Consider the following 14,505-nt stretch of genomic DNA (forward strand, 5'->3'; position numbering starts at 1 on the left):
CACATTAGTCATACCGGCGGAACCCTGCGAGTTCGCGGAAACTGAAGGTACTTCAGCGCGAACCCACGGGTTCGATGCCCTGGTTCTGGGGGATGGACCCGCGGGTTCGCGGTCAACTCGCTGTTCTGCCGTCGTCGGGGAGAGTTGCACTGCCGTACTCGCCGTCGGCGACCCACTCGACCTTTAGAGAGAATCGGACATCGCGCTTTCCGGGATTGATCCTGAGTCTCAGTTGTTGCGGATGGTCAGAGGAAACAGTGAAGGGGAAGTCTGTGCGGTCGGGTTCGGCATTTCTGACCGCTGGCACAACAGAGACAGGCGTTTGCGTAAGGTTTACGTCAAACATGGGGTCATGTGCGGTACCTGCACACTTATCCACAGAAGGATCTTTTCCGTACGCAAACCCCGCCTTCGAGTGGCCGGACAAGACGTGGACCTTGACGCTGGTGACCACGATGGCCTCGTCGGTCTTCGCTTGCAGTACGAGGGGAAGCGTGACTGGTGCACAGGGAGTGAGGCCCGATGTGTACGCTGTCAGCCCGGGCGGCCCGGAGATCTTGTCCCAGATCCATCCCCACAGACCTTGAACTGCCCAGAACGCAATGGCCCCTAGCAGCGGCAGAACCACCAGCGTCGCCCAGTGCGTCCGGTCCCGTAACGGTGCCCATGGATGTATCGCTGAGCCCGTCTCCTCGGGCTGCGGTTCCAGTTCCTGCCTTGCGTCGCTGTCAGGCTGTGGCATTGATGCGCTCGGGTCCTCAGGCATATCAGCCTCTCTCGGAGCTTATCTTCCCCCTACGGCGCATTGTCTCAAGCCCTTGGCAGTCATGTGTGATTCGACGGGAACCCGCAGGTGAGATGCCCCGATTTCAGGGGCCCCTCAGCCTTGTGGTGGAGTCGCTGGACCGGCCTCGGCGGCCTGCTCCAGCAGAGCTCGTGCGGAGTCCGCGTAGCGGACCGCGGTCTTCTCATCCAGGCCGAAGACCTCCACGGGGGCAAGGGCACAGTGGGGCTCAGGGGAACTCACGGGATGTCGCACAAAAGGCTGCGCGACCAGGCGGTTGCCACGTCCCCTTCTCGAAGCGCCGCGTCGGCCCGGGATTCATCCTGACTCCGCAGGGACCATGGCGCATGGAGAGATTTGGCCCGTCGCCGGCTGGCCTACGCTGAAGATGGCGCGGGGCTGACGATGGGACCTGTCCCCCGTGGGCCTGCGCGCCTTCCTCACCGATGCCTGGTCGTGGCTGAACTACAAACCGGCAATGGCTGCCACGCTCGATGGCAATCCGCACCGGGCTCTCGCACCCGAACCACGCGCCACCTGGCTCCCGGATGACTCCGTACGCCGCCTCGCCGCCTACAAACTCCTCTCGGCATACGACTGCAACCAGGCCGGTGAGCTGGCCACTTTCACCGGCAACGAGGCCGCTGCCGAGCGGCGCGAGTTCGGCGATCCGTCGGCCTTCGTCGATACGACGCTGGCACATCTCCTGGGCAAGTCGCAGCAGATCATCGCGCCGGGTGCCGAGCACGCTGGTGACGAGGATGCGGCGCCCGAGGCCGTGGCGGCGGCCGAGGCGCAGCAGCGGCTGCGGGACTGGGCCGAGGTGGAGTTGCTGCCGCTGCGGATGCAGGCCGCGGAGCGGAAGGCAGTGCTGCTCGGGGATGGCGTGTACCTGCTGGCGTGGGATCCGTCGAGGGGACGCGTCCGTCTGCGGACCCTGGACCCGGGCTTCTATTTCCCCGTGCTTGATGACGACGCAGACCCTGGTGACTATCCGCGCCGGGTGCACCTGGCGTGGGAAATACCGGAGGACACCAGACGCGGTGTGAAGGCGCGGGTCCGGCGCATCACGTACGAGCTGGGGCCGATCGAGGCTGCGAGCGGTAACACCGCGCCAGCCAAGGCGAAGTCGGATCGTACGGCTACGGCCGAGGACAGCGCGGGCCTGCTCCTGGAACCCGGCGATATCTACCGCGCCGACCGGCGCCGCATCGAGCGTGCCTACCCGTGGGCGCCGGGCTGGCCCTCGGCCACCACGTGCTACCTCACGGACGCCGAGTGGTCTCTTGACGACCTCCGGCATGAACACAGCCTCAATGATCTGCCGCTGGACCAGGCACGCTTTCGTACTCGCGGGGACGGCACAGTGTTGCACCGCTTGGACTTGCGCCTCGACTTCATCCCGCTCGTCCACATCAGCAACACCGTCGCGGAGGGTGAGCACTTCGGCCAGTCATCCCTGGCCAAGGTCATGCAGGCTCTGGACGAGCTGGCCGAGACCGATACCGACTCGGCGCGCGCCTCGGCCACCACGGGCGCCCCCATCATCGGCCTCGCGGGGGCTCGGGCCGAAGTGGACCGGACAACCGGCCGTCCCAAGCCGTTGGCGGTCGAGCCGGGCACTGTCTTCCAGCTGGCCGATGGCGGACGTATGGACGTCCTGGACACCAGCAACCAGTTGGCTGAGCTGCGCGCCCGCGTTGAGGAGATTCGGGACCGGGCCTCTGTGAATGCACGTCTGCCCGCGGTGAGCCTGGGGACCGTCGACCCCGCCGACGTGCCCAGCGGGTACGCACTCGCGCTGAGCCTCGGGCCACTGGACTCCTTGATCGACTCGATGCGCCTGGCGCGGGCGCACAAGTACAGCCTGCTGCTGAAGATGGTGCAGCGCATCCACCAAGCAGGCCAGGCCGAAGGATGGCCGGCCGGGCCCTGCGTCTCGGCCCGGCTCGTGTTCGGCCCGCACACCCCCACCGACCGCACGGCGATCCTGGACGAGGTGGTCAAGGGTGTCGGCGCGGGCGTGCTGTCCCTGGAGACCGGCATCCGGATGCTTCAGGACGCCGGATATCCGATCGAGGACGCGCGTGAGGAAGTCGCCCGGATCACCGACCGGCAGCAAGTCCCCGCGGAGCGGAAGCCGGAGGTGGTCAGCACTTCGGCTTCTTGAGCGTTTGAATGTTCGCGCTGCGTCTCCACGCAGCGGCCCAGCCGCTCTTCAGCTATCTCGCAGCGGGTTCCGCTGACCTTTCGGTCACGTACCTGCGCGGAGTGTTCACACATTCGGGTAGTCGGGCACGGGCGAGGCCGTGACGGCATCATCGAGGATCTGCTCCCGCGCCGAGATAGTCAGCCTGTTGAGTGCGGTAGCCAGGGGGAGGATCTCCCCGCGCCTGTCCGGGTCGGCGATCCGGTCGGCAGCCCCGTCGAAGAAGGCCATCGCCTTCCGCATGAGACGGTGAGCTTCGGGGGTTGCAGGAAGCGCATCGGCTTTGATCAGGTTGAGCATCGTCTCTAACGCCTCGGCCAGCTCGCGGACCGCTTCACGCATCTCGGCTTCGTCGGAATTCATGCCACACACGATCGTGGATCGGATGCGAATCAGCCAGCCACCCCGCCAACTTCGTCAGGAGGGGCCGGGCAGCGTCAGGACGGATGCCCTCGCCTATAGAGAGCCTACGTCTTTCATGGCACGGTCACTCTGGCCGCGATTCGGCTTTGGCTCCGTTGTTGCTCTCTCCGACATCCTCCGCAGATGCCCTGGCGGTTGATTCAGTCGTCGGCCGCGACGAGGAGTGTGATCTGCCCAGCCGAGCGGTCGATGAGCACGAACTCGTGGAAGTCGCAGTGCACACGACCCCAGTCGTGGATCGCCTCATCACCGAGTTCGCTCAGGTAGTAGATGTGCTCGGCTGAAGCCAGGCGGTCGAACACCTCCCGCTGCAACTCCGTCGCAAGGTTGGCGGGCACGTCCTCAAACTGGTTCGCCCACTCCCACAAGATGTGGTCACTCTTCTCCCGGCCGACGGCTTCGTACACGTCGGGGGTTACCGCCCTCAGCCAGTACGGGCCGTGCCGGAGCCCCTCCGGCAGTACTCCGCCGCCGGCGTAGTCGTCCCGGAACTGTTCATGCCCGATGAGTGCGGCAAGCAGCTCCATATCGCCGACAAACTCCGCGGGGAGCCGCAGACGCTTGATATCGACCCACCTGAAGGCGGGTGACCTCGAATCCTGGAATTTGTGGTGCCGAAAGTTGATGAAGGTACTGCCTTCGTGGGTGAGCTTCTCCTGCACGCCTGCCAGCCTAGATGCGCCCAGGTCACGCTCGGCGGACCCCTCCGGACATGCCCTAATGTTCTGGCCAGCCCGCCGCCGTGGTTCGACCCAGGCGACCCGCCCCGCAATACGGCCCGTGGCCACCTCAAACGCCTCCCGCCAACGGGCGGGATTTATCCTGTGACCTGCGGCCACCGTCTCGTCGTTTGTCCACACAACTCACGATGATCAACGGTGGCCGTACCCGTACCCGAACCAGGCCCCATCAGAACGCCCGAGCACCCGAGTTGGCGAGTCCGAGCCCACCCTTCGTGTTCCGTTCGGGCGAACGTCATGGCTGTGCACTCTGGCGGTGCATGGGTGGCCGGTCGAGTATCTCGATGTACATGATCCGGCCGTCCACGATGTCCAGGATCAGCATGCCTTTCGAGGGCGAGAGAGGCACACACCGATGGCCCGGGCCGTACGGCTGCCCCTGCGGATGATCTGCCGTCCGGATGCTCTGGCAAAAGTCATCGCCGCAGCCGCACTCGTCAACCAGACGCAGATCCCACGCGCAGATAGCCAGCTCGCGTTCTCCTTCATCCTCCAGGAGGGCGGTCAGCTCGGTGATGAGAGCTGGGAAGACGTCGCGAATGAGGGGGTGGTCGTGCTCCATGGGCGGAGGGTAGCCGGGGCGGCTGGCTGAGCGCGATGACGGGGTGCGCGGCCACAGCCAGCAAGATCACGATCTGCAGCTGGAGTAGGTTGGCCCACGTTGGCAGCCGAGTGCGTCTTGAGCCAGCGACGAGCGCAGCGTTGGCTTCCGTAGACTCGATCACGGCGCGGGGCCGTCGTGGGAGTAGCACCGCTTGATGACCCGCAACCTGCCCGCTCCGCGTACTGTGCTCGGCTACCGGCAGGACGGCCGCCCGATCTACCCCGTCCTCGGCGCCTCGGCGGACGATCCGTCGAACGATGAAGCCATGGTCACTGTCAGCCAGAAGCAGCTGAGCACGATGCTGGCCCGGGAGAAGGACCAAGGGGGCCGGGCCGCAGTCCGGAGCCTGGTCGGCAAGCTGGGCTTCACGAGCAGCGCAGAGCTAACGGATTACATCGGCGTGCAGCGCCAGGCCGAGGATGATCAGCTGTCGGAGGCGCAGCGCCGTGAGCAGGAACTCGCCGCGCGGGAGAGGGCCGCCGTTGCTCGGGAGGCTCAGGCGCTCGCCCGGGAGCGCGATGCGGCGCGGCGGGCTCTGCTGGCCGGCGTTGGCGCGACGGGCCGTGACCTCGACGATGCGGTGGCACTGTTGCGCATGCCCGATGACGCAGACGACGGCGCTCTCACCGAGGCTGTAGAGGAGCTGAAGTCACGCCGCCCCGAACTGTTCACCGGGGCAGCACGGCAGGCCCCGTCCGCTCCCGGTGGTGCGCCTGCTTCCGTTCCACCGCCACGTCCGAACCCGGTCGACCGCAAGCCGGGGGCTGCGGGCATTGAGATGGCACGCCGACGCGGCCTGATCCCGCCGGTCTAACTCCACGCCCGTGACGGGCCGCTCGGGGACCACGCCCCTGACCTCTCGTGGACCGCGCCACCACCCGGTGAGTGTGCGACCGCACCAGCACCACCAGGAGCAGCGGCGTTGATCCAGCCGTACACCACCACCGTCACGGTGACCGCCAACCGGGACTGGCTCGCCTCCCGGCACGGCACCGACTCCACGGAAACCATCACCCTCGACCTGACCAAGCTCACCAAGAACACCCACTACGTCGAACCGACCGCCGCCCAGCCGCACGGCTACGTCCGCTCCGGTGTCCCGGTCGGCCACATCACCGCCTCCGGTCTCTATGGTGCGTACGACCCGGCGGCGAAGGACGGCCGTGAGGTGTTCGCCGGCCTCGTGTACGCCGAGGCGCCGTTCACACCCGGCGTTACCAAGGTCCCCGCGGCCCTGTTCTGGCACGGCACAGTGAACACGGCGAAGATCCCCGGTGGCCTTGACCCGGCCAAGATCGCCCCGAACCCGGCCGGGGCGCAGATCCGCTTCCTCGGGGCGGTGAGCGCATGAGCGTCACCGATCTCTTGAAGAACGTCTCCGTCGCCGACCTCACGGTCTACGCCCGAGCCGTCCCGAGCCCGGATGACTTCCTGCTCACCAAGACGGTGTTCGCCGAGACCAGGGTGCAGGACGTGAAGTGGCGCATCCGGCAGAACAAGCGCCGAATCAACGCCGCCTCATACCGGGCGTACGACACGAGCGTGCCGTTCGCGAAGCGGCAGGCCGAGTCCACCCAGACCGAAGGTACGCTCCCCGCGCTCGGCCAGAAGCTGCTCGTCGGAGAGATGGAGCAGCTCCTGCTGGACGCCTCGCGTGGGGCGGACGAGGACCGGCTGGTCGAGCTGCTGTACGACGACGTGGAGCGACACGTCGAGGCGATCCGCTCCCGCCTCGAACTCGCCGCAGGTGACGTTCTCTTGGACGGCAAGTTCACCCTCGCCGGGGAGAACGGCCTGACCGTTGAGGTCGACTACGGGGTACCGGCTGCGAACATGCCGACCGCGCCGAAGCCCTGGTCTGATCCTGACGCGGATCCGATCGCAGACGAGCTGCGGTGGATCGACTACCTCGACTCTATCGGCGCACCGGCCCCGGAGATGGTGCTCACCTCCCGCAGGGCCTGGTCGCACCTCGCATCCAACAGCGCCTACAGGGCGGCCTACTACGGCACCCCCGCCGGCGGCCAGACTCCGACAGCGACGCTGAACCCGCAGCAGGTCAACTCGGTACGCGGCAACTACGGCCTGCCCCCGGTCACCTTCTACAAGGCACAGGTCTGGCAGGACGACGTGTCCAAGCGGGTTCTGCCGGAGGACAGGTGGATCATGCTGCCGCCGGACCGCGCCAAGTGGGGCCAGACCCAGTACGGCACCACCACCGAGTCCCTGGCTCTGTCGCGTGGCACGAATCCCCAGATCGAGCGGGAGGACGCGCCCGGCATCGTCATCACCCGCGACGTCGAAGATGATCCGGTGCAGATCTGGACCAAGGGCGCCGCGATGGCGATGCCGGTCCTGTACTCGCCGGACTGCCACATCACCGCGACCGTCCTGTGAGCTCCGCCGTGAATTCCCCTGGCGTCCTGGCAGCCGCCGTCCACGTCCTCGACCCGGTCGAACGCATCCCCGTGGTGCTGCTCGCCGGCGAGCAGGTCACGGAACCGGCGATCGCCGAGCAGATCACCAACCCGCGCTGCTGGGAGGGCGGACAGCCGCCCGCCCAGGAGTCAGCCCCCAGTAAGTCCGCCCGGAAGGCGAAGCCCGCCTAGGGCCGACCCGCGTGGCGGGGAGGAGCCGAGTCCCCGCTCCTCCCCGCCACCTCATGCACCAGGAACTGCGTGAACATCGACGTACTGCGCTGGCTTCAATCCCAGCTCGGCCCCGACATCGACGACGGAGACCTCGCTGCCCGGTATGACCGTCTGCACTCCGCGAAAGCCGTCGCCCTCGAAGTCCTGCACGAGCGGGTCAATGCGCTCGTCGCCGAACCGCTGAAGGTGACCGTCAACGGCGTCGCCACCATCGACAACTCCGCCAACGTCGCAGCCCTGGAGCGTCGGATCGCCCAGCTGGGGAGTGAAGCGGCAGCGCCGGACGACCCACCGTCAGAAAGCCACGACCTGCTGACCACGGTGCAACTGCGAGCGCGTCGCCGCCGGTAGCGCCCTTCAGGCCATCGAAGACTGGCTGCCAATCCAGCAATCCACGGCCACCACGGCCGACAGATCCTACTGCCTAGCTGCAATCGCTTGTGGCGTTACGGTCGTCGCCGCGCCATGTGGACTTCCGCCGTGTCAGTGACAGCCCATGGTGTCCGCGATCTCGTTCAGAATGGCGCGCTTAATCGCCGCGTACTGGGTGTCCGTCCCCGAGGCGAATACGTGCACATATCTGGTGGCGTGGCCTTCGGCGCACACCAGTGCCGTGACGGCGTCGCGGTCGTAGCGGAGGTCCTCGCCCGACGGCTTCAGGGGCCTGCTGGACGACACTCGTACATAGGCCCGGACTCCTGTCGGCTGAGCGCGTCCAGGGTCCGTATGTCGCGCAGGACGAGCGCCGAAAAAGCCCCAAGTCAAGCTCGTCCTCGCTGTCCTCGAAAGCCGAGCACCTGCTGACCGGGGCGTTACTGAAGCCGCCGAGCTGGGACACCTCTCCACGGGCCCCACTTCCGTACGGTCCTGGCGTCGGCCACGCCGCAGGGGGACGTTCCCTGGGGAAGGCGTACAGGTTTCAGCGCCGGCCAATCGAAGCTCTTGGGCACGGGAAAGGGTTTGCCGCCGCACTTGGCGATCTGGGAGTTGCCAACGGCCAGCAGAGTCCTGGCCGCAAGGTCCGCAGCAGCGTGCCGGCTTGCCTCCGCGCCAGGAGCATTGACGTTCACCAGTTGTGCCGGCACTGCGGCAGATGGAGCCAGCCGTCCAGGCGGTCGCGGTTCGCCTTGATCATCCCGGGCAGGTCATGGGTGAGCGAGAACGTGCCCAGCCCCCACCACAGATGCGCCTTGAGCGGTGTCTTCATCACGGTGGGGCTGAGCCGCAAGTCGCCCCGCTGCACCGTGCACTCCGGATCGCCCCACGGGTCCTTCGACTCCGTGACTTCCCAAGAGCCGTCGCCGGGCGGTGCAGCCTCGTCAGCAACGACCAGTCGATGGAGCCCCAGCACGCCCGGTCCGGCAGGGCGCCACTCCAGGGCCACTTGTCGTTCACGGTTGCCCAGGCAGCCATGAGCAGTGCGGCCGTTGGTGCGCAGGTCGCTACGGCCCATGTCCCCCCGAATGTTCGCATTCCCCCATGACTGCTGAACCTATGGCTTGACCCGTCGATACGGCCACCGCGTCCGAGTCCGCACTCCCAGACCAACCCAAAGCCGGGACGGCTGCCCGGCCGGTGGTGGTCGGGACGGCAAGGGAGTCTGCGCAGCACTGGGCGGGTCAGCGATCGGAAGATCCCTCAGCTGGCCGCGCTCGATGACACCGGCAGCCTGGTTCTGGCCCATATAGATGTCGGGGGAGAAGACCAGCAAGATCAACCGCTCCCGAGTGGCCATCGCCACGACACCGTGCACGCCCAGCGCGAGCACACCGAGTATCTGACACGGCAGGACGTGCACTGCATCGTGATCGTCGAAGGAACCAGAAGAAGCTCCGCAACCATCTCAAGTGCGGTGTCGCCAAGTTCGCCGCCGGCCCTCCGAAAGAAGCCTCAGCGGAACCAGCCCTCATAGCGGTAGCGTCTGAACCGTTTGTATAACCTACGCTTCACCGGGAGTTGTTGACTGTGGCTCGTCGCCCCCTGCTCACCGCCGCTGCACTTGCCTCCGGCGCGGCCCTGTTGTTGACCGCCTGCGGCGGCACCGACAAGTCGCAGGATGACGACAAGATCGCCGGAGCCGGGCAGGGTCAGAAGCCCAAGTCCAAGCCAAGCGCAACGCCGCCGTCCTCTCAGCGCCCCGCAATCACGATCCCGAAAGATCTCCAGGCGCAATTCGAGAGCTGGACCTCAGGTGATCCCAAGAAGGACGCGGTCCTGCAGGATGGCAAGGAGCGCATGCGCGCCATCCTCGAAGCAGCCGCCGCTCACAACCCTGAGTCGCAGGCGTTCCTCTTCTACTCGATCGACAGCGCCCGCGATACGGGCCAGGAGTGGATCGGCAGCTTCAAGAAGAAGAACGCCGCTCCCACAGGTTCGGTCCGCTACTCCAAGCCCGAGGTCTCCCTCAAAGGTGACAAGACGGCGATGCTCACGTACTGCGACGACGAGAGCAAGGGCGCATGGAAAGACATCAAGACCGGCAAGGTACATACCTCGCCTGTCACGGACGAGAGCTACATGCGCTACATCACCAAGCTCGAGAGGAACGACCAAGGGGTCTGGCAGACCTCCGGTGTCGTCACTCAGGAGGGGAAGTGCCGACCGTGAAGTCAATCCACAAACTCGCTCTGATATCACTGAGTTCAACAGCATTTGTCATCGCATTGCCAGGCGTGGCAGAGGCCCGAATCTCTCCTGGCGGCGGTGAGGGCAGCACATCGGGCGGAGCGAGGGGAGGTTCTCTCTTTGCCGGCGCCAGTGAGACACAGATCAAGTTGGATTCGCCCTCAGGAAGCGGGAACCTTGCGCCCGTGAACACCAGCTGGAAACCACCTGTCTGCTGGTACGAGCCCGTAGTAACGCCCAAACAGCTCGAGGCCGGCTATAAAAGGATGAAGAGGGACGGATCCACGATCCTCGTTTCACCCTCCTGGCGGCTCAGAGAGAAACGCATTAGGCGCAGCTACAAAGAGAATGTCCCCTACGAGGGGACGCCAGGGTACAAGAACTTCAACCTCGACAAACAAGGTAAGGGCGCGTTCTGGCGAGGGATAGTGAATCCCAACAGGGATGATGACTACAATTACATCGATGGCGGGCAGTGCGAAAAGAGGTTGTTCTGGGTCGACAAAGGCAAGGAGCAAAACACGACTCAGGGCGTCGACCCCAAGGTCCTCGCGGAATACGCCTATAACGCCATCAAGGTGCCCGACGCTGAGGTCGAGATGAACCCCAAGGGCACACAGACCGTCAATCTTGCCAGCTGGGTGTGGCTAGACAAGGCGAAATTCAAGCCCGTCTCGGTAACAGCGACGCTGGACAGCCTTCACCTCACGGCGACCACTACCGCGAAGCCGGTGAGTCTCCACATCGATCCAGGGACCTCAAACGCTGAGGTGTACCCTGCCTCCGGTGACTGCCCAATCAACGACGACGGCAGCATCGGCACGCCCTATAAGAAGGGCCAGGGGGAGCAGGACCCGCCTTGTGGGATCACATACCTCCGGGCGACAACCAACGCCCCGCCGTACAAACTCAAGGCTACTGTCACCTGGAAGATTTCCTGGAAGGGATCAGGCGGCACCGGCGGAGACCTCCCCGACGGCACCTTCGGTACCTCCAAAGACATAACCGTTCAAGAGGTCCAGGCTATCAATCGGTGACCTGCCAACTTGTAATCGGCTGTTTGCTGCGTGAGCAGCCGATTACATGTGCCGCTTCCGTGGGGCTCAAAGTTGGCAGTACCGGCGGGCCTCGCGTCTCTGAGTATCGTCGATGGATGGATGGTGACCTCAGTTTCGCCCCACGATCTACAGCTGGAGCACTGTGTCGCCACCATGCCTGGTGACGGAACATTCTTGGCCTGCGGGTACCACCCCGGACGCTCCCCACGCCAGAACCTGGATGGCCGGTTTTCAACATCGGATTACTAGGCAAGCTGGTCGGTTTTGCCGTAGGTGGCAATTCGCTGTGGCCCGGGAGCGATAGCGGGTGTCCCAGGATGTACCTGTTGGGAGGGATGGGCACACATGACAAGTCGCCTTCCGGCAGAACTTTACGGGTGAGTTGACCTCCCTTGAGGCGGTAGTGGGCGGCTGATACGGTGCCAGGGCTTAACAGTTAGCCGTTTGTCGCAGTGGGCTCGAGACCCAACCTCATCGGATGCACAGCGGCACTTGGAGACATCCGGGGGGAGTTCGTGAAGAGTCAGCAACATGCGCAGGCGGGTGCCCGCGGCGGCAGCCCGGCCAGTCCACCCGTCGGTGAGCGGCTGCCAGTTACGCCACGGGAGCGGAAGCCCGCGCTCGCTGCCCTGGCCGTGTTGCTGATTTTGGCCGGCGCACTTGGTTCCACCGTCCTCGTACTGCGTGCTGGGGAGCGGGTTGAGGCAATCAAGGTGACACAGCGGGTCTCGGCCGGTGAGAAGATTCCGGAGTCAGCAATCTCTTCGGTCATGGTGGCGAAGGATTCCGATGTTCAGTACGTCGAGTGGTCCCAGCGTGGCCTTTTGAGCAAGTACCGTGCTTCAACTGACCTTGTCGAGGGCTCGGTGTTGGTGGGGCCAATGCTGACAGAGCAACAGGGGCCGAAGGCCAATCAGGTCGTTGTGGGGCTGTCGCTGAAGAGCGGGCAGTATCCGACCGGGCTCAAGGCCGGTGACATGGTTGCGGCGTACCAAGTCGGGACCGATGATTCGAAGTCTTCTGCCGGGACAGGCAGAGCTGGCACCGGCGGCACGGGGGGCACTGGCGGCGCGACGGGAAGCGATCCACTGCTCGTCGAGCGAGCCAAGGTCCAGACGGTCAAGGGCGCAGGTGGTGATTCGACCGGTGGCGGCGATCTGCCGGTCTCCCTGGTCGTCGACCAGGCGGCCGCACCGAAGCTGACTCAGGCTGCCGCGGCTGGCGACGTTTCGCTGGTTCTCGTTCCCACGCACAGCAGCTGACCGGGGCCAGAGATATGGCATTGATTGCCCTCGCGGCGGACAAGGGGTCCCCTGGGGTCACGACCGCCGCGGTCGCCTTGGCCGCGGTGTGGCCGCGGCGGGTACTCCTGGCGGAGGCCGATCCGGCCGGTGGAGATCTGGTTTACCGAAGTGTTGCTGCGCATGGTGGTCCGTTGGATCCCAATCTTGGGTTGTTGTCGCTGGCGGCAACGGCGCGGCGTGGGCTGGTGGCGGAGCAGGTGTGGGATCACGTCCAGCCGATGTCCGGCGGGCTGGACGTGCTCGTCGGCCTCGCGGTGTCGGAGCAAGCCGCCGGCCTGTCAGGGCTCTGGGGCACCTTGGGGCGTGCATTCGCGGGCCTTGGGGAATCCCCGAGGGGCGCGGCGGACGTGATTGCCGACTGCGGCCGTATCGGCGCGGACTCCCCCACGCCAGAGTTGCTGGCGGACGCTTCGGTGGTGTTGTTGGTCTCGAGTACGGAGCCGGAGCAGATCGCCCGGGTGCGGGATCGTGCGGCGGCGCTGTCGGCGAAGCTGCACGGTGGGCATCACGGCGGGGCGCATCTGGGCATGCCGTTGATCGGGGTGCTGTTGGTCGCCGAGCCGTCGTGGGCGGCGCGGATCGCTGGTCAGGTGAACAGCATGCTGTTTCAGGCGCAGGTGGGTGCTCAGGTCGTCGGCACGATTGCCCGGGATCCGGCGGGTGCTGCGCAGTTGGCGGGGCGTAAGGGGGGCCGGTTGGACAAGACGCTGTTGATTCGGTCGGCGCGCAAGGTCGTTCAGGATCTGTATAGGCAGTACGGCGCCGCATGGCTGCGGGGGCCGGTTCCGGGGGCGGGCCGATGACCGTCATCGACCATCAGCTGATCAAGCGGTTTCGGCAGGAGGCCGGCGACCGGATCGCCGAGCAGCGGCGAATAGACCAGGCGTCTGGGCTTGCGCCGATGACGGGCGAGGACGAGCGGCAGTACGCGCGCTCCGTCATCGCCCAGATTCTTGAGGAGCACGCTCGGGCCGAGATCAATCTGGGGCGTACGCCGCCGGATGCCGTGACCGAGGAGGCGTACGCGGCTGGTGTGCACGCGGCGCTGTTCGGTGTGGGGCGTCTTCAGCCGCTGCTGGATGACCCGGATGTAGAGAACATCGATATCAATGGCTGTGACCGGGTCTTTGTCGGGTACGCCGATGGGCGTGAAGTAGTCGCCGATCCGGTTGCCGAGTCCGACGAGGAACTCGTCGAGCTGATCCAGGTGTTGGGTGCGTACTCGGGTCTGTCGTCGCGACCGTTTGATACGGCCAATCCGCAGCTTGATCTGCGGCTGCCGGACGGTTCGCGGCTGTCCGCTGTGATGGACGTGACCCGTCGGCCCGCGCTGTCGATCCGGCGGGCCCGTATGGGCAAGGTGTTCGTCTCGGACCTGGTCGGGAACGGGACGCTAACGCAGGAGGTCGGTTCGTTCCTGTCGGCTGCGGTGCGGGCGCGGAAGAACGTCATGATCGCGGGGGCAACGAACGCGGGAAAGACGACGCTGCTGCGGGCGTTGGCCAATGAGATCCCGCCCGCAGAGCGGCTGATCACAGTCGAGCGTGCGCTGGAACTGGGGTTGGACCAGTTTCCTGACCTTCACCCGAATGTCGTGGCGTTCGAGGAGCGGCTGGCCAACTCCGAAGGCCAGGGCTCTATCACGATGGCTGAGCTGGTGCGGCGCTCGCTGCGAATGAACCCGTCCCGAGTCATTGTCGGTGAGGTACTCGGCGATGAGATCGTCACGATGCTCAATGCCATGTCGCAGGGCAATGACGGGTCCCTGTCGACGATCCATGCCAATGGCAGCGCCGAGGTCTTCAGCCGTATCGCGACGTACGCGCTCCAGGCGCAGGAACGACTGCCGATCGAGGCCACGCACATGCTGATCGCCGGATCGATCAACTTTGTCGTCTTCATCGAGCGGCGCAATGGCTATGCCGCCGGCGGGCGCCTCAGCCGTACGGTCACCTCCATCCGTGAGGTCAATGGCATGGACGGGCGGGTGCTCTCAAGCGAGGTGTTCGCCGAGGCCGGTGATGGGCGGATCGTGCCGCACGCGCCCCTTTCGTGCGTCGAAGAACTGGCCGCTTACGGCTACCGCTCCAGTGGATCGTGGGGGTGA

The 14,505-nt window shown here is 65.6% G+C and carries 17 protein-coding genes; 11 read left to right on the forward strand and 6 right to left on the reverse strand.

Going from position 1 to position 14,505, the window contains the following annotated elements:
- Positions 1-112: 112 nt before the first annotated feature.
- Entirely contained in the window at positions 113-766 is a 654-nt protein-coding gene (locus tag SNA_RS42800) for a hypothetical protein (protein WP_078970218.1), read from the reverse strand.
- A 496-nt stretch (positions 767-1,262) separates the two neighbouring features.
- On the opposite strand from SNA_RS42800, the gene SNA_RS41650 reads away from it, so the two are divergent.
- On the forward strand, positions 1,263-2,954 hold the full coding sequence (locus SNA_RS41650) for a hypothetical protein (protein ID WP_157880106.1): 1,692 nt from the start codon (positions 1,263-1,265) through the stop codon (positions 2,952-2,954).
- A 105-nt stretch (positions 2,955-3,059) separates the two neighbouring features.
- Here SNA_RS41650 and SNA_RS26745 read toward each other — a convergent pair whose 3' ends face one another.
- The 3 genes from SNA_RS26745 to SNA_RS26755 all read right to left on the reverse strand — a co-directional run bounded on the left by SNA_RS26745 (position 3,060) and on the right by SNA_RS26755 (position 4,718).
- Positions 3,060-3,356, reverse strand: coding sequence for a hypothetical protein (locus SNA_RS26745; RefSeq protein ID WP_030073866.1), 297 nt, complete (start codon positions 3,354-3,356; stop codon positions 3,060-3,062).
- A gap of 200 nt (positions 3,357-3,556) precedes the next feature.
- Positions 3,557-4,078 (reverse strand): hypothetical protein, encoded by a 522-nt coding sequence (locus SNA_RS26750; protein ID WP_030073865.1) that lies wholly within the window; start codon positions 4,076-4,078, stop codon positions 3,557-3,559.
- Positions 4,079-4,391: 313 nt separating this feature from the next.
- A complete protein-coding gene (locus SNA_RS26755; RefSeq protein ID WP_241779853.1) occupies positions 4,392-4,718 on the reverse strand; it encodes a hypothetical protein in 327 nt (108 codons plus the stop codon).
- Positions 4,719-4,914: 196 nt separating this feature from the next.
- Here SNA_RS26755 and SNA_RS26760 point away from each other — a divergent pair, with 196 nt between their 5' ends.
- The 5 genes from SNA_RS26760 (at position 4,915) to SNA_RS26780 (ending at position 7,762) form a co-directional block, all read left to right on the forward strand.
- Entirely contained in the window at positions 4,915-5,574 is a 660-nt protein-coding gene (locus SNA_RS26760) for a hypothetical protein (protein ID WP_030063090.1), read from the forward strand.
- Positions 5,575-5,682: 108 nt separating this feature from the next.
- Positions 5,683-6,111, forward strand: a complete 429-nt coding sequence (locus SNA_RS26765) for a head decoration protein (protein WP_044367079.1) — start codon at positions 5,683-5,685, stop codon at positions 6,109-6,111.
- Positions 6,108-7,157 (forward strand): major capsid protein, encoded by a 1,050-nt coding sequence (locus SNA_RS26770; protein ID WP_030063088.1) that lies wholly within the window; start codon positions 6,108-6,110, stop codon positions 7,155-7,157. Before SNA_RS26765 ends, SNA_RS26770 begins: the two co-directional genes overlap by 4 nt.
- 8 nt (positions 7,158-7,165) lie before the next feature.
- On the forward strand, positions 7,166-7,369 hold the full coding sequence (locus SNA_RS26775; RefSeq protein WP_157880107.1) for a hypothetical protein: 204 nt from the start codon (positions 7,166-7,168) through the stop codon (positions 7,367-7,369).
- Positions 7,370-7,438: 69 nt separating this feature from the next.
- Positions 7,439-7,762: a hypothetical protein gene (locus SNA_RS26780; protein WP_030063086.1), complete on the forward strand. Its 324-nt coding sequence runs from the start codon at positions 7,439-7,441 to the stop codon at positions 7,760-7,762.
- A gap of 132 nt (positions 7,763-7,894) precedes the next feature.
- Here SNA_RS26780 and SNA_RS26785 read toward each other — a convergent pair whose 3' ends face one another.
- Both SNA_RS26785 and SNA_RS42805 read right to left on the reverse strand, forming a co-directional pair.
- Positions 7,895-8,089, reverse strand: coding sequence for a hypothetical protein (locus tag SNA_RS26785; RefSeq protein ID WP_030063085.1), 195 nt, complete (start codon positions 8,087-8,089; stop codon positions 7,895-7,897).
- Between the two features lie 388 nt (positions 8,090-8,477).
- On the reverse strand, positions 8,478-8,864 hold the full coding sequence (locus SNA_RS42805) for a hypothetical protein (RefSeq protein ID WP_157880108.1): 387 nt from the start codon (positions 8,862-8,864) through the stop codon (positions 8,478-8,480).
- A 512-nt stretch (positions 8,865-9,376) separates the two neighbouring features.
- On the opposite strand from SNA_RS42805, the gene SNA_RS26790 reads away from it, so the two are divergent.
- The 5 genes from SNA_RS26790 (at position 9,377) to SNA_RS26810 (ending at position 14,505) form a co-directional block, all read left to right on the forward strand.
- Positions 9,377-10,018 (forward strand): hypothetical protein, encoded by a 642-nt coding sequence (locus SNA_RS26790; protein ID WP_030063083.1) that lies wholly within the window; start codon positions 9,377-9,379, stop codon positions 10,016-10,018.
- Positions 10,006-11,073: a hypothetical protein gene (locus SNA_RS38910; protein ID WP_241779854.1), complete on the forward strand. Its 1,068-nt coding sequence runs from the start codon at positions 10,006-10,008 to the stop codon at positions 11,071-11,073. Before SNA_RS26790 ends, SNA_RS38910 begins: the two co-directional genes overlap by 13 nt.
- A gap of 536 nt (positions 11,074-11,609) precedes the next feature.
- Complete coding sequence (locus SNA_RS26800) at positions 11,610-12,356, forward strand: hypothetical protein (protein WP_030063081.1); 747 nt, start codon at positions 11,610-11,612, stop codon at positions 12,354-12,356.
- 14 nt (positions 12,357-12,370) lie between these two features.
- Positions 12,371-13,201, forward strand: coding sequence for a hypothetical protein (locus SNA_RS26805; RefSeq protein WP_037788401.1), 831 nt, complete (start codon positions 12,371-12,373; stop codon positions 13,199-13,201).
- Complete coding sequence (locus tag SNA_RS26810; protein WP_030063079.1) at positions 13,198-14,505, forward strand: TadA family conjugal transfer-associated ATPase; 1,308 nt, start codon at positions 13,198-13,200, stop codon at positions 14,503-14,505. Before SNA_RS26805 ends, SNA_RS26810 begins: the two co-directional genes overlap by 4 nt.

It is taken from the genome of Streptomyces natalensis ATCC 27448, assembly GCF_000935125.1.
Taxonomy (GTDB): Bacteria; Actinomycetota; Actinomycetes; order Streptomycetales; family Streptomycetaceae; genus Streptomyces; species Streptomyces natalensis.

Excerpts from the sequence above, each read along its gene's own strand:
- SNA_RS42800 (WP_078970218.1), bottom strand. The coding sequence starts at position 766 with ATGCCTGAGGACCCGAGCGCATCAATGCCACAGCCTGACAGCGACGCA.
- SNA_RS41650 (WP_157880106.1), top strand. The coding sequence starts at position 1,263 with ATGGCTGCCACGCTCGATGGCAATCCGCACCGGGCTCTCGCACCCGAA.
- SNA_RS26745 (WP_030073866.1), bottom strand. The coding sequence starts at position 3,356 with ATGAATTCCGACGAAGCCGAGATGCGTGAAGCGGTCCGCGAGCTGGCC.
- SNA_RS26755 (WP_241779853.1), bottom strand. The coding sequence starts at position 4,718 with ATGGAGCACGACCACCCCCTCATTCGCGACGTCTTCCCAGCTCTCATC.
- SNA_RS26760 (WP_030063090.1), top strand. The coding sequence starts at position 4,915 with ATGACCCGCAACCTGCCCGCTCCGCGTACTGTGCTCGGCTACCGGCAG.
- SNA_RS26770 (WP_030063088.1), top strand. The coding sequence starts at position 6,108 with ATGAGCGTCACCGATCTCTTGAAGAACGTCTCCGTCGCCGACCTCACG.
- SNA_RS42805 (WP_157880108.1), bottom strand. The coding sequence starts at position 8,864 with ATGGGCCGTAGCGACCTGCGCACCAACGGCCGCACTGCTCATGGCTGC.
- SNA_RS26805 (WP_037788401.1), top strand. The coding sequence starts at position 12,371 with ATGGCATTGATTGCCCTCGCGGCGGACAAGGGGTCCCCTGGGGTCACG.
- SNA_RS26810 (WP_030063079.1), top strand. The coding sequence starts at position 13,198 with ATGACCGTCATCGACCATCAGCTGATCAAGCGGTTTCGGCAGGAGGCC.